Below are 13,726 nucleotides of genomic sequence, written 5' to 3' on the forward strand. Positions count from 1 at the left end.
ATGCTGACCAAGAAGCAATTGGATTTGTTGGAATTCATCCACAAACGCGTGCAGGCGGACGGTGTTCCGCCCAGTTTCGACGAAATGAAAGCCGCGCTGGACCTGCGATCGAAATCCGGCATCCACCGGTTGATCACGGCGCTGGAAGAACGCGGCTTTATTCGGCGCCTTGCGCACCGCGCGCGGGCCATCGAAATTGTGAAACTGCCCGAAAGCCTTGGCGGTAAACCAACAGCCGGGTTTAGCCCGCGCGTGATTGAAGGTGACAAACCGTCCAGCCCACGCCCTGCGAATTTCGAACCCGTCTCGGTTGATGCATTGGAACTGCCGGTCATGGGCCGGATTGCAGCTGGTGTTCCGATTGAGGCGATCAGCCATGTGTCTCACAAAGTCGCCGTTCCCGGCCCCATGGTATCTGGGCAAGGGTCTCACTACGCGCTGGAAGTTCGTGGTGACTCGATGATCGACGCCGGGATCAATGACGGCGACGTGGTTGTCATCCGAGAATCTACGGTCGCAGACAACGGCGACATCGTCGTGGCTTTGGTCGAAGATCAGGAAGCCACGCTGAAACGTTTCTTCCGCCGTGGTCAGGCCATTGCCCTGGAAGCCGCCAACCCGGCTTATGAAACCCGCGTTCTTCCCGAAGACAAGGTGAAGGTTCAAGGGCGTTTGGTCGGTCTGATCCGAACCTATTGATCCTTTTGTGACAGATGGTTCCCGGAGCTTTTTGGGGACCACAGCCGATGACCTGTCTGAGCTGCACTGGTGGTCAGTTCTCCGTCCGAAAATGCCAAGCTGCCAGTTCTGAGCAATCGATCCGGATCGTACAAGCCGCAGTTCCCGTCCAGATCAAGTGCTACTGCTGAGATGATGATCTGGTTGTCGTGGCATTCATCAAAGCCCTGCGCCGCCCGTTTTCCGGTAATGTGAATCACCTCTTTGCCGTGTAATGCGAAACGTCGGATTTTGCCTGCTTCTTCAGGCCACCTCAGCGCCGCCTGGATTTGCTCCACCCCGTCGCCATCATTCTCCAGCCAGACCCCTGCGACGAAACCGCTGCCTTTTTCTTTGCTCAAGGCCCGGCCATGTTCTGTCATGACGCCCACGAGACCTCCGGATTCGGCGATCAGGATGTCTGGCCGATGCCCTGGGTTCCACAATAGAAAGGCTAGTGCTACCGGCGCGATGCCGGCCCATCTTGCCCGTCCTTGCCACAAGGCGAGCCACAGCGCCCCCAACGCAATAAGAGGCAGGACAAACCCCATGGGGCTGACAACATATCCTTGCGCCCCATCCAACCCTGAAACCCAATCGGAGACGCCGAGGATCCAGCGCAACCCGATGCCCATCACGCTCAATGCCAAAGCTTCCAAACCGATAGGAGCCAGAAGCGCAGCAACAACCGCCGACGGAACAACAATCATGCCCATGACAGGGACCGACAGCAGGTTCGCCAGCAGTCCATAATGCGACATCGTATTGAAATGCGCCGCACCAATCGGAGCTGTGGCCAGGCCCGCAATGGCCGAGGACAACAACACTCCAATCACCGGTTTCAGCCAGTTTGGGGTGGATACGGGTCTAAAGTCGCGCAGGGCGCCAAACACGGCCACCAAGGCCGTGGTTGCTGCGAAAGACATCTGAAATCCGGGGCTAAGCAGAGATTCTGGGCGCAGGACCAACACGATCAAGGCAGCAACAGCCACGGCGCGCAGTGAAATGGCGCGGCGATCAATCAGCACCGCTCCGAACATAACGCTGACCATGACAAAGGCCCGTTCCGTCGCAACATTGCCGCCTGACAACATCAGATAGATTACCGCTGCGACCAGCGCGCACACAGCCGCCACTTTGCGTACCGGCATCCGTAGGGCAAGCGATGGGACCGCCGACAGACCGATTCGACAGGCCACGAAAACGAACCCGGTCAGCAGCCCCATGTGAAGACCGGAAATAGCCAGCAAATGAGCCAGATTCGAAGCCCTCAAATCATCCAGATTCGCCTGCCCCATACCACTGCGGTCCCCAGTGGTAACCGCCGCCGCGAAACCTCCGACTTCACCGGGAAGAATTGCGCGAACGCGCTGAGAAATCGCCATGCGCCATGCGGTGACCCGCACTCCGCCTATCCCGTCACTGGATGATGCGATCGTCGTGATTGGAACGCGCGTGTATCCAACTGCGCCGAGGCGTTGGAACCACGCGTGACGCCGGAAATCGAAACCGCCCGGCTCAACCGGGCCTTGCGGGGGTGACAGATGCGCCGTTGTCATGATGCGTTGCCCCGGCGCGATCGGAACCGCGTCACCATGAACGGAAAGCCGGATGCGCTGCGGACAGCGGCCCGCTGGTACGTCCCCTACGCGTACCTGGTCCAGCGTCAGACGCAGCGCATCCGAGGCAGACCGGTCCATAGCGACGACCCGCCCCTCGACCGGGCCATAGTACCGCCAAGACAGAACCGGCTCTGCCACCATGTGGGCGCGCGCGCCCGCCAGTATAAAACCGGCGACGATCAGCGCCCCCCCGATTGCCAACGGGCCCCATCCGGGCAACAGCACACGGCTTAGGCCAAGCAGAACCAAAACCATGCCGCACAGACCGACATAAAGCGGCCACTCAGGTTCGAACCGCAATCCGAAGTAGAGGCCGATGCCGATAGCCAGACACACCGGAGACCAGGGAAACAAATACCCGGTCTGGTTCAGCAGCGCAGCCTCGGCCCGTGCAAGAACACGCATGGTTGCCCCCGTCCTTCGGGCTCGTTAGACAGTCGCCAAACTAAGCCCATCGCGGTTACCAAAAGGTTAATCAACAAAATGTCCGATCAGGTCGTCACCCGCTTTGCCCCCTCGCCCACCGGATTTCTACATATTGGTGGCGCGCGCACAGCGCTGTTCAACTGGCTTTATGCGCGCGGCCGTGGCGGTAAATTCCTGCTGCGGATCGAGGACACAGACCGCGAACGTTCGAGCCCCGAAGCCACAGCGGCGATTTTGCAGGGCATGACGTGGCTTGGGCTGGATCACGACGGCGACGTTATCTCTCAGTTCGATGGCGCATCCCGTCATGCTGACGTGGCGCGTCACCTGCTGGCCGAAGGCAAAGCGTATAAGTGTTTCTCAACCCAGGACGAGATTGCCGCCTTCCGTGAACAGGCCCGGGCCGAAGGCAAATCCACACTGTTCCGCAGCCCGTGGCGAGACGCCGATCCAGCGACCCATCCGGATGCACCATTTGCCATTCGCATAAAGGCGCCTCAGGGCAGTGCGACGGTGATAAGGGATCAGGTTCAGGGTGACGTCACCATAAGAAATGATCAGTTGGACGACATGATCCTGCTGCGATCCGATGGCACGCCCGTTTACATGTTGGCCGTGGTGGTGGACGACCATGATATGGGCGTGACCCATGTGATCCGCGGCGACGATCACCTGAACAATGCCGCGCGCCAGATGATGATCTATGAGGCCATGGGGTGGGATGTTCCGGTCTGGGCCCATATTCCGCTAATTCACGGGCCAGACGGCAAGAAGCTTAGCAAACGTCACGGCGCATTGGGCGCGCAGGAATATCAGGCCATGGGCTATCCTGCGGCCGGTATGCGCAACTATCTGGCCCGCCTGGGCTGGAGCCACGGAGACGACGAGTTTTTCACCGATGATCAGGCCAAAGACTGGTTCGATCTGGACGGAATCGGCAAAAGCCCTGCCCGTTTCGATCTGAAAAAACTGGAAAACCTATGTGGACAGCATATCGCACTGTCTGATGATGCTGCATTGCGGCATGAGATAGAGGGTTACCTTGCCGCAGCCGACCTTCCATCGCTAACACAGACACAATCTGGTGATCTGGAACGTGCGATGTATTGCCTCAAAGATCGGGCCCGCGCTTTCCCCGAACTCCTTGAAAAAGCGCATTTTGTACTAACCGCCCGCCCTGTCACTCAGGACGAAAAAGCGGCAAAGGCGTTGAATTCTGTATCCGATGGTATACTGGATGAATTGACGCCGCAGCTGCAAAATGTTAGCTGGAGCCGGAACGAGCTGGAGGAGGCTCTGAATTCCTTTGCCGAGGCAAGGGAGATCAAGTTCGGTAAGCTGGCGGGTCCACTTCGGGCCGCATTGGCAGGCCGGGCCGTGACACCTTCGGTCTTTGACATGATGCTTGTGCTGGGACGGGATGAAACCCTGGCGCGGCTTTCTGAAGCAGCAAAGTAACCCAAGCTTCATAGTCGGGTAACGCTGCACTGCTAACACCCGGACTGCGCCCCTGCGCGCAGCCGTTGCCCGCAAGGTCAGACGGCGTCTTGACCTGCGTATGAACGAAGAAGGGACAACCATGACTGAAAGTAATAAAACAGCCACTTTGACCATTCATGGTAAAGAATATGAGTTACCGGTTCATTCGCCGACTGCCGGGCCTGATGTTGTTGACATCCGCAAGCTATACGGCCAGGCAGGGGTGTTCACCTATGACCCCGGCTTCACCTCGACCGCCAGCTGTGACAGTACCATCACCTATATTGACGGCGACAAAGGCGAACTGCTGCACCGTGGCTACCCGATTGACCAGCTTGCAGCGAAATCCCATTTCCTCGAGGTTTGCTACCTGCTGCTTTACGGTGAGCTTCCGGAAGCAAAAGCGCTCGAGACGTTTGAAACCACCATTACGCGCCACACAATGCTGCACGAGCAAATGCAGTATTTCTATCGCGGGTTCCGTCGGGACGCGCATCCAATGGCGATTATGGTGGGCGTTGTTGGGGCGATGTCGGCTTTCTACCACGACTCGACTGACATCGCGGATCCGCATCAGCGTGAGGTCGCATCGCATCGCCTAATCGCCAAGATGCCAACCATCGCGGCATGGGCTTACAAGTACCATACCGGTCAGCCCTTCGTGTATCCGCGCAATGATCTGGATTATGCCTCAAACTTCCTGCGCATGTGCTTCAGCGTTCCCGCCGAGGAATACGAGGTCAACCCGATCCTAAGCCGCGCGATGGACCGGATTTTCACCCTGCATGCCGATCACGAACAGAATGCGTCGACATCGACCGTACGTTTGGCGTCGTCTTCCGGGGCAAATCCGTTCGCCTGTGTGGCCGCCGGTATTGCCTGCCTTTGGGGACCGGCCCATGGTGGTGCCAATCAGGCGTGCCTGGAGATGCTGGAAGAAATCGGCAGCGTCGACCGTATTCCGGAATATATTAACCGCGCCAAGGACAAGGACGATCCATTCCGCCTGATGGGCTTTGGCCACCGCGTCTATAAGAACTTTGACCCGCGCGCGACAGTGATGAAGCAATCAGCGGATGAGGTTCTGGACCTGCTGGGTATCGAGAACAACCCGAAACTGCAGGTCGCCAAAGCGCTTGAAAAACAAGCCCTGGAAGACCCTTACTTTACCGAGAAGAAGCTGTTCCCGAACGTGGATTTCTACTCGGGCATCATTCTCGAAGCGATGGGCTTCCCAACCTCCATGTTCACACCAATCTTTGCGCTGTCACGCACCGTTGGTTGGGTCAGCCAGTGGAAAGAGATGATCGCGGATCCACAGAACAAGATCGGCCGTCCACGTCAGCTGTATCTGGGCGAGACGAACCGCGATTATGTCGACATCGAAAAGCGCTGATTAAAACGCATAGAACGCAAAAAGCGCCCCGGTCGTCCGGGGCGTTTTCTATTCAAACAGGCTAAGTTGATCACCGGCCTGGGGTGGTTTTGAAAACAGATCACATCTTAACGGTTCGGATTGCGTTGCCAGCCCCAGACGTTTGACCGTCAACTTGAAACGCTTGGCAATCATCTCGGCATACTCGCCCTCGCCCCGCATTCTGTGACCCCAACGCGGGTCGTATTCGCGCCCACCATGCATGTCGCGCAGGTGGGTCATGACCTTTTCAGCCCGCGCGGGTTCATGCGTTGCCAACCAGACCCGCCACAACTCAGACACTTCACGTGGCAGGCGCAGCATGATCCAGCTGGCCACATCGGCTCCCGCGTCCTTACCCGCCTCCAGCAATTGCTCCAGCTCATGATCCGTCAAGCCGGGCACGACCGGAGACGTCATGACTCGCACCGGCACACCGGCCTCGGTCAGCCGGCGTATCATCTGCAAACGTCGCTGGGGTGCCGGTGCGCGCGGTTCCATCCGCCGCGATAAACCGCTATCGAGCGTGGTCAGCGATATGCCAACGCGCACCAGCCTTCGTTGCGCCATATCGGCCAGAATATCCAAATCCCGCTCAATCAACGCGCCTTTTGTCACAATCGCTATCGGGTGATTAAACTCACTAAGCACTTCCAGGCAGGTCCTTGTGATCAATCGCGTTTTCTCGACCGGTTGATACGGATCTGTGTTGGTCCCCAGCGCGATTGGAGCAACCCGATAGCCCTTGGACGACAGTTCTTTTCGCAACACTTCGGGCGCGTTCGGTCGGGCGATCAGGCGTGTTTCAAAATCCAGCCCCGGCGACATCCCCAGGTAGGCGTGGCTTGGACGGGCAAAGCAATACACACACCCATGTTCGCACCCGCGGTAGGGATTTATCGACCGGTCGAACGGAAGATCCGGCGAGCGGTTATAGGAGATCAGGCTGCGCGCCACCTCGTCAAGTACTTCTGTCCGAAGCGGCGGCAAGTCTTCCTCGGTACACCACCCATCATCTGTCGCGACCGTTGTGTAGCGTTCGAAACGACCAACAGCATTCGATGTGGTGCCGCGACCGCGAATGTTAGACTGGTTATTCATTTTTGTTCGCTAATTGTTCTCATTCGACCATATGCCCCAGACGCGCAATCCGCAAGGCGGCGTAATTTGAAAACCGACAGAAACGAAACACGATGGAGGAAAGCTCTGCGACCGGTGTCTTTCGACACAACCTGAACCAAATGCAGGATGATCTTGCAGAAAATTCTGTCGAGTGGCCAAAGATTTTGACGTATAGGTCGGTCACGAAACCGCCGAGGTCGTAATCGTCACAGTCAGGCTGCGACGTTTTGGCCAAAACGGGACAAATGCCACCACGGGCCACAGGCCCGCACAGCTCAGGGAATGCCCTATGTCCGACGAAGAAGACATTGTCCTGTCCGAACTGAACGACGACGAACTTGTCGAACAGATGTTCGACGATCTTTATGATGGCCTGAAGGAAGAGATTGAAGAAGGTGTGAACATCCTGCTGGAACGCGGATGGACTCCCTACGACATTCTGACCAAAGCTCTGGTTGGTGGCATGACGATTGTTGGCCACGACTTCCGTGACGGCATCCTGTTCGTCCCAGAGGTTCTGTTGGCCGCCAACGCCATGAAAGGCGGGATGACGATCCTTAAACCGCTGCTGGCGGAAACCGGTGCACCCCGCGTCGGCAAAATGGTGATTGGCACGGTCAAGGGCGACATCCACGACATCGGCAAAAACCTTGTGTCGATGATGATGGAAGGTGCAGGCTTTGAAGTGGTCGATCTGGGCATCAACAACCCGGTCGAAAACTATCTGGAAGCGCTAGAGGCCGAACAGCCCGACATTCTGGGTATGTCAGCCCTGCTGACAACCACCATGCCGTACATGAAGGTCGTCATCGATACGCTGGTCGAACAAGGCGTACGGGAAGACTATATTGTTCTTGTCGGTGGCGCGCCGCTGAACGAGGAATTCGGCAAGGCCATTGGCGCAGATGCCTACTGCCGGGATGCTGCCGTAGCCGTGGAAACCGCGAAGGATTTCATGTCGCGTAGACATAATCAGCTGGCCGGCTGACCAGAACCCATACAGTTTTGAAGGGCCGCCCGTTTTGGGCGGCTTTTTTTTGTTCAACAGTTTGTGTGACCGGGATTCTCTATTGAGATTTCGATCAGCGTATCCTAACTAACCGCGAAGTTAGAGTATGTTACACCAGTTTCGAGGTTCCAGTGCCCACTACGTTTACTGCCATCTCTCTTGGCAATATTGCCGAAATCGACAGTTTCGAAGGCAACACAATAGCCGAAAACGCATCTACGCTTGTTGGTCAGACATTTGGCGCGTCGGGCAATGCCCTGCTCAACAATGCAGTAACATGGACCGCTGTTGGCACCCCAGGCTCCGTGTTTGACATGAACAACAATGTCGCAAACGACCAGTTTTCGATCGACGGCGGACCCGCGCAGACCTTCGATGGCACGTCTATTTACAATGCGACCATCACTTACATTGATGGAACCACGGCAAACATCACTGCTGTGGTCGCACAGGATGTGAATGGCAATGCCTATCTGATGCCCGAGTTTTCGGCGAACACGGATCAGGTTGCGCTTGAGGCGGGTGCTATTCGCTCCATCACTCTCAACAGTTTGAATGGGAACAATTTCTCTGGCCTGACAGCAAACCGAGAAACCTGGGATCTGGTGACCTGTTTCACGGCCGGTACATTGATCAGAACGGATCGCGGCGAGAAGGCCGTCGAACTGCTGAATGTTGGCGATCAAATTCAAACGCAGGATCACGGTCTGCAAACCCTGCGCTGGGTTGGCCAGCGCACCGTGCAGGCGCAAGGTTCTTTGGCTCCTGTGCTGATTAAAGCAGGCGCTTTGGGCAATCAGCGGGACCTATTGGTGTCGCAACAACACCGCATGCTGATAAATGACTGGCGTATCGAATTGAACACGGACCACTCGGAAGCTTTGGCCCCTGCCAAACAACTTGTGAATGGCCAAGATATCACGATTCTGCCCGGCGGGGCCGTCACATATTTCCACTTGATGTTTGATCGGCATGAACTTGTCTGGGCCGAAGGGTGCCTGAGCGAGAGCTTTCATCCCGGAATCCTGGGGTGGAACAACCTGGATGATGCGGCACGTCAGGAAATTCTATCGCTGTTTCCCGAGCTCACAGCCAACGGAATCAGCGCCTATGGTCCAACTGCGCGCCCGTTATTGGCCTCGTACGAGACACGTGCGTCGGCAGCCTGACATCAGATGTCGGTGCAAGGCTTGCCTTGACCTCGCTTTCGTTCTCTTCTGTAGGTAGCCGATTAGGAACCTAAGCCATGCAGAAAGATAACCTGCCGGATGACGCGGGGCTGACAACTGAAGGTTACACAAGCCAAGGCAACGGCAGCATCTTGTTGATCGCCTGCGGTGCATTGGCGCGCGAGATTCTGGACATCAAAAAGCGCAACGGCTGGGATCATCTGGCTTTGACCTGTCTGCCCGCTATTCTGCATGTCTATCCGGAGCGGATCACGCAAGCGGTCGAAGATGCGGTCGCAAAACACAAAGACCAATACGACCAGATCTTCGTTGTTTACGCCGATTGTGGCACGGGCGGCCTGCTGGAAAAAGCCTGTGAGCGGTTAGGCGTTGAGATGATCAAAGGCCCCCACTGTTATTCTTTTTTCGAAGGAAATCAGATTTTCGCCGAGCGTGCAGAGGATGAGACCACCGCCTTTTATCTGACGGACTTTCTTGCCCGACAATTTGATGCATTTGTCTGGAAGCCCTTAGGTTTGGACCGGCACCCAGAGCTGCTGGACATGTACTTCGGCAACTACACTAAAGTGGTTTATCAAGCGCAAACTGACGACCCGAGCCTGACGGCACGCGCGCGTGAATGTGCCGAGCGGATGGGTTTGGCGTTCGAGCGACGTTTGACAGGCTACGGTGATCTGGAGACCACGATGTCAGATTGGGCCAATCGCCCGTCTAAAACATAAAATCACGCGTTTTCCTGCGCAACGTCCCGGATGCGTTCGATCATGGATCGCAGCCCGTTTGACCGTTGTGCAGATAAGTGGTCGTTCAACCCCAAGCGCGCCAGTTCTCCGCCGGCATCAACTTTTGGAACCTCTCCAACAGGCAAACCATTGTAGAGTGATCGCAGGACGGCAATCAGTCCACGCACGATCAGGGCGTCGCTGTCTCCGTCAAACTTGAACACGCCGCCTTCGATCATCGGATGCAACCACACCTGGCTTGCACATCCGTTTACTTTTGTTGCAGGCACCTTGAACGCATCGTTCAACGGCTCCATCGCTTTACCCTGTTCGATGACATGGCGGTACCGGTCTTCCCAGTCCTCCAGAAACTCGAAATCCTCGACAATGTCTTCAAAGGCGGGCGTTGCCATGGTGCGACGATCCTTCCGTTACGGTCACATTTGTGACCTATGCCGACGATAGGCGCCTGTCCAGCCCCCGGTGTGGCTTTTCAAGGCGCGGAAATTGCGCTAACCCATTGCTTGAATTCGTGCCAAAAGCTGTGGGTCTATGCAAAAAACTCTGTCTGTTCTGTTCGTCGCCGTCTTGACCCTGTCTGCCTGCAACAGTTGGCGCGACTCGCGGGTGAATCCTTCCAACTGGTTTGGGTCCAGTACGCCTGCCCCTGTCGAAACATCGCCAGACGACGCCGACGCGCTGATCCCGCAGCAAAGCGGCAAAGTAGGACTGTTTTCACGCCCAGAAGAAGAAGACCGAAGCGTCGCGATTGCCAAGATAGATGAACTTAGGATTGATGCGACACCCACGGGCGCGATCATCTACGCATCCGGCACCGCTTTGCGCCAAGGGGCATACGACGCCCAACTGGTGCCGGTAACATCGGAAGAGAATGAAAAAAATGGCGTTATGGAATTCACGTTTCGGGTGACCTATCCGACTTACCAGACCCGGCACGGTTCAGAACGGTCCCGGATGGTGTCGGATGCTATCAACATCTCGACTCAGGACCTGCAGACCGTTCGTCTGGTTCGTGTGGTGGGTCAGCAGAACGCTTTGGAATCGCGGCGTCGCTGAGTTTCGCTATAGCGAAACGACCTGAACCGTTTGCCCTTTGGCTGCCAATGCGATTTTGCCTTCGCACAGCTTAAGGGCATCTTCCCCAAACACCTCAAAACGCCAGCCGGACATCGCGGGAAGCTCGCGTTCCCCGGCTGCGATCTGATCAAGCTCGGAACTGGTTGCGATCAGTTTTGCCGCCACACCCGAGCTTTCGGTTTTCGATTTCAGTAAGACCCGCAGCAAGTCAGACAGGGCCGGATTGACCTTCAGCTTATCGCGGCTGTTGTCAACTTTAGGCATTTGTTCCGGCGGGCAGTTCACGCCGCGCTTTACCGCCGCAAGTATTCCGTCCGCAATCGCGCCCTTGCGCGCCTCGCGCAGCAAAAGACGTGACGCCCCCAGATCGGCAGGTGATTTTGGTTTGGTCGATGCCAGTTCGATCAGCGCATCATCTTTGAACACCCGATTGCGGGGCACGTTGTTTTGCTGCGCATGTGCCTCGCGGAATTTCGCCAGTTCGCGCACCACGGCTAAAAACTTGGCCGAGTTCGTCCGTGTTTTGACGCGCTTCCACGCATCTTCAGGCTGGATATCGTATGTCGCAGGTTGGGTCAGGGTTCGCAATTCTTCGGCCACCCAATGGCTGCGACTGGTTTTTTCAAGCTCGGCCGCAAGATGTTCATAGATTCGGCGCAGATGGGTAACATCCGCCAAGGCATAGGTTTTCTGCGCTTCGGTCAGAGGGCGTCGTGACCAATCGGTGAACCGAGAGGTTTTGTCGACACCCTGCTTGCAGATCTTGCGCACCAGCGTTTCATACCCAACCTGCTCGCCAAATCCGCAGACCATGGCCGCGACCTGAGTGTCGAACAACGGCTTGGGAAACACCTCGGCCTCGACCCAGAAGATCTCCAGATCCTGCCGGGCGGCGTGGAACACTTTGACCACGTTTTCATCTCGGAACAGCGTATAGAGGGGGTCCAGTGACAGACCATCGGCCAATGGGTCGACCAAAACCGCGCTGTCTTCATCTTCTGAGGGAACCGCCAACTGCACAAGGCAGAGTTTGGAATAGTATGTCCGTTCGCGCAGAAATTCGGTATCTACTGTGATATACGGGTAGTCCGCAGCAGCCTTACAAAATTCGGCCAGCTCTTGCGTCGTCTTAAGGGTTCTCATGCGCCGTACTATTCTTGCTCTTGTTATTTGAAATTGCCCGATTTTGCCTAGTCCCGAGCGATAGAGGCGACCATAGGACGAATTCTGTGCGTGTGTAAATCACCCACGAAATATCAAGGCAACAGAACGGGTGACCTGTTGCCTTCAGCATACCGCCGCAAAACAGCCGGGTACAATTTATGCTCCCACACCAACACGCGCGCGGCCAATGTGTCTGGCGTGTCATCCGGCTCGATCCCAAGGCGTGCCTGACCCAAGATGGGACCATCATCCAGCGCAGCTGTGACCTCGTGCACTGTACACCCATGTTCCGCATCCCCAGCCTCGATCGCGCGGGCGTGGGTATGCAGGCCTTTGTATTTCGGCAGCAACGACGGGTGGATATTCAGCATGCGTCCCTGAAATTGCGACACAAACCCACCGGTCAAAACGCGCATGAAACCGGCAAGGCAAACGATGTCAGGCTCCGCATCCAGCAGCGGCTTCGCCAATTCGACCTCAAATGCCGCCCGATCACCTTTGAACGGGCGATGATCGACAACAGCAGTGGGAAGGCCCCGATCGGCCGCTTTTTTCAGCCCACCAGCCGCTGCATCATTTGACAGGACCAGACAGGCGCGCGCGGGATGATCACCAACCATGCTGTCCACCAGAGACATCATGTTTGATCCACCGCCAGAAATCAGAATGGCGACGCGTTTATGGCTCACAACAGCTTGCCTGAATAGGCAACGCCAGTGGTTTCTGTGATTTCTCCAAGCCGTGAAACGGTTTCGCCTGCATCCTGCAGCAGCTGGATCAAATCTGCAGCACGATCTTCGGCGCAGACAAGGATCATGCCGATGCCGCAGTTGAACGTCTTCAGCATCTCAGCTTCGGCGATGCCCCCGGTCTGTGCCATCCAACCAAACACAGGTGGCAGATCCCAGGCGTTCAGATCAACCTGCGCACCCGGGCCTTCGGGCAGAACGCGCGGCAGGTTTTCGGTCAGGCCGCCGCCAGTGATATGTGCCAAGGCATGCACGCCCCCTGCCCGGATTGCGGCCAGCGCAGGCTTCACGTAAAGCCGCGTTGGCGTCAGCAGAGCCTCGCCCAGCGAACCGTCGCAAAAGGGGGATGCTGAATCCCAGTCCAGCCCGGACAATTCAACCAGTTTGCGAACCAGCGAATAGCCGTTGGAATGCACCCCGTTCGAGGCCAGCCCCAGCAGCACATCGCCTGCCTGAACACCGTCCGGCAGGTCCGCGCCCCGTTCCATCGCGCCAACCGAGAACCCTGCCAGATCGAAATCTCCGTCAGGGTACATCCCCGGCATTTCGGCTGTTTCGCCACCGATCAGGGCACACCCTGATTGTGCGCAGCCCTCTGCAATGCCTTCGATGATCCGGGCGGCAGTATCTGTGTCCAGTTTGCCGGTCGCAAAGTAGTCCAGAAAAAACAGCGGCTCGGCACCCTGGCAAATCAGGTCGTTGACGCACATGGCGACCAGATCAATGCCAACGCCATCCACGACTCCGGTATCGATCGCGATGCGCAGCTTTGTTCCAACACCATCCGTGGCACCGACAAGAATTGGGTCGTTGTAACCGGCAGCCTTCAGGTCAAACAAAGCGCCAAAGCCACCTAAGCCACTCATGACACCAGGGCGATTGGTCCGCTTGGCAGCGGGCTTGATCCGATCGACCAGCGCGTTGCCTGCATCAATGTCCACACCTGCATCGGCATAGGTGATTCCGTTCTTGCCCGCTGTCATGGTCAGTCCCTCATGAGTGCTTTGCAGCGCG

General features: G+C 56.8%; 13 protein-coding genes. 7 read left to right on the forward strand and 6 right to left on the reverse strand.

Annotation, left to right across the window (positions count from 1 at the left end; all coding sequences use genetic code 11):
• Entirely contained in the window at positions 1-699 is a 699-nt protein-coding gene (gene lexA / locus D9K61_RS23255; protein WP_120635545.1) for a transcriptional repressor LexA, read from the forward strand.
• Here lexA and D9K61_RS23260 read toward each other — a convergent pair.
• Positions 693-2,744, reverse strand: a complete 2,052-nt coding sequence (locus tag D9K61_RS23260; RefSeq protein ID WP_120635546.1) for a ComEC/Rec2 family competence protein — start codon at positions 2,742-2,744, stop codon at positions 693-695. The genes lexA and D9K61_RS23260 overlap by 7 nt on opposite strands.
• A 78-nt stretch (positions 2,745-2,822) precedes the next feature.
• Here D9K61_RS23260 and gltX point away from each other — a divergent pair, with 78 nt between their 5' ends.
• Entirely contained in the window at positions 2,823-4,223 is a 1,401-nt protein-coding gene (gene gltX / locus D9K61_RS23265; protein ID WP_120635547.1) for a glutamate--tRNA ligase, read from the forward strand.
• Between the two features lie 121 nt (positions 4,224-4,344).
• Positions 4,345-5,640, forward strand: a complete 1,296-nt coding sequence (gltA, locus tag D9K61_RS23270; protein ID WP_120635686.1) for a citrate synthase — start codon at positions 4,345-4,347, stop codon at positions 5,638-5,640.
• A 48-nt stretch (positions 5,641-5,688) separates the two neighbouring features.
• On the opposite strand, the gene D9K61_RS23275 is transcribed toward gltA, so the two are convergent.
• Positions 5,689-6,759, reverse strand: coding sequence for a PA0069 family radical SAM protein (locus tag D9K61_RS23275; RefSeq protein ID WP_120635548.1), 1,071 nt, complete (start codon positions 6,757-6,759; stop codon positions 5,689-5,691).
• Between the two features lie 310 nt (positions 6,760-7,069).
• On the opposite strand from D9K61_RS23275, the gene D9K61_RS23285 reads away from it, so the two are divergent.
• The 3 genes from D9K61_RS23285 (at position 7,070) to D9K61_RS23295 (ending at position 9,701) form a co-directional block, all read left to right on the forward strand.
• Positions 7,070-7,768 (forward strand): B12-binding domain-containing protein, encoded by a 699-nt coding sequence (locus D9K61_RS23285; protein ID WP_120635550.1) that lies wholly within the window; start codon positions 7,070-7,072, stop codon positions 7,766-7,768.
• A gap of 152 nt (positions 7,769-7,920) precedes the next feature.
• Positions 7,921-8,958, forward strand: a complete 1,038-nt coding sequence (locus D9K61_RS23290) for a Hint domain-containing protein (RefSeq protein WP_120635551.1) — start codon at positions 7,921-7,923, stop codon at positions 8,956-8,958.
• A gap of 77 nt (positions 8,959-9,035) precedes the next feature.
• Entirely contained in the window at positions 9,036-9,701 is a 666-nt protein-coding gene (locus D9K61_RS23295; protein ID WP_120635552.1) for a DUF1638 domain-containing protein, read from the forward strand.
• A gap of 2 nt (positions 9,702-9,703) precedes the next feature.
• Here the strand turns inward: D9K61_RS23295 and D9K61_RS23300 are convergent, their stop codons facing one another.
• Entirely contained in the window at positions 9,704-10,114 is a 411-nt protein-coding gene (locus D9K61_RS23300) for a SufE family protein (protein ID WP_120635553.1), read from the reverse strand.
• A gap of 139 nt (positions 10,115-10,253) precedes the next feature.
• Between D9K61_RS23300 and D9K61_RS23305 the strand changes: the two genes are divergently transcribed.
• Entirely contained in the window at positions 10,254-10,778 is a 525-nt protein-coding gene (locus D9K61_RS23305) for a hypothetical protein (RefSeq protein ID WP_120635554.1), read from the forward strand.
• Positions 10,779-10,784: 6 nt separating this feature from the next.
• Here the strand turns inward: D9K61_RS23305 and rnd are convergent, their stop codons facing one another.
• The 3 genes from rnd to purM all read right to left on the reverse strand — a co-directional run bounded on the left by rnd (position 10,785) and on the right by purM (position 13,695).
• Positions 10,785-11,942, reverse strand: coding sequence for a ribonuclease D (gene rnd / locus D9K61_RS23310; RefSeq protein WP_120635555.1), 1,158 nt, complete (start codon positions 11,940-11,942; stop codon positions 10,785-10,787).
• A gap of 113 nt (positions 11,943-12,055) precedes the next feature.
• Positions 12,056-12,652, reverse strand: coding sequence for a phosphoribosylglycinamide formyltransferase (purN, locus tag D9K61_RS23315; protein ID WP_120635556.1), 597 nt, complete (start codon positions 12,650-12,652; stop codon positions 12,056-12,058).
• A complete protein-coding gene (gene purM, locus D9K61_RS23320; protein WP_120635557.1) occupies positions 12,649-13,695 on the reverse strand; it encodes a phosphoribosylformylglycinamidine cyclo-ligase in 1,047 nt (348 codons plus the stop codon). The genes purN and purM overlap by 4 nt, the downstream gene beginning before the upstream one ends.
• Positions 13,696-13,726 lie beyond the last annotated feature (31 nt).

The sequence above is a fragment of the Ruegeria sp. EL01 genome, assembly GCF_900313035.1.
Classification (GTDB): Bacteria; Pseudomonadota; Alphaproteobacteria; order Rhodobacterales; family Rhodobacteraceae; genus Ruegeria.

Bases quoted from the DNA above. Each gene is read 5' to 3' on its own strand.
- lexA (WP_120635545.1), top strand. From the start codon at position 1: ATGCTGACCAAGAAGCAATTGGATTTGTTGGAATTCATCCACAAACGC.
- D9K61_RS23260 (WP_120635546.1), bottom strand. From the start codon at position 2,744: ATGCGTGTTCTTGCACGGGCCGAGGCTGCGCTGCTGAACCAGACCGGG.
- gltX (WP_120635547.1), top strand. From the start codon at position 2,823: ATGTCCGATCAGGTCGTCACCCGCTTTGCCCCCTCGCCCACCGGATTT.
- gltA (WP_120635686.1), top strand. From the start codon at position 4,345: ATGACTGAAAGTAATAAAACAGCCACTTTGACCATTCATGGTAAAGAA.
- D9K61_RS23275 (WP_120635548.1), bottom strand. From the start codon at position 6,759: ATGAATAACCAGTCTAACATTCGCGGTCGCGGCACCACATCGAATGCT.
- D9K61_RS23285 (WP_120635550.1), top strand. From the start codon at position 7,070: ATGTCCGACGAAGAAGACATTGTCCTGTCCGAACTGAACGACGACGAA.
- D9K61_RS23295 (WP_120635552.1), top strand. From the start codon at position 9,036: ATGCAGAAAGATAACCTGCCGGATGACGCGGGGCTGACAACTGAAGGT.
- D9K61_RS23300 (WP_120635553.1), bottom strand. From the start codon at position 10,114: ATGGCAACGCCCGCCTTTGAAGACATTGTCGAGGATTTCGAGTTTCTG.
- D9K61_RS23305 (WP_120635554.1), top strand. From the start codon at position 10,254: ATGCAAAAAACTCTGTCTGTTCTGTTCGTCGCCGTCTTGACCCTGTCT.
- rnd (WP_120635555.1), bottom strand. From the start codon at position 11,942: ATGAGAACCCTTAAGACGACGCAAGAGCTGGCCGAATTTTGTAAGGCT.
- purM (WP_120635557.1), bottom strand. From the start codon at position 13,695: ATGACAGCGGGCAAGAACGGAATCACCTATGCCGATGCAGGTGTGGAC.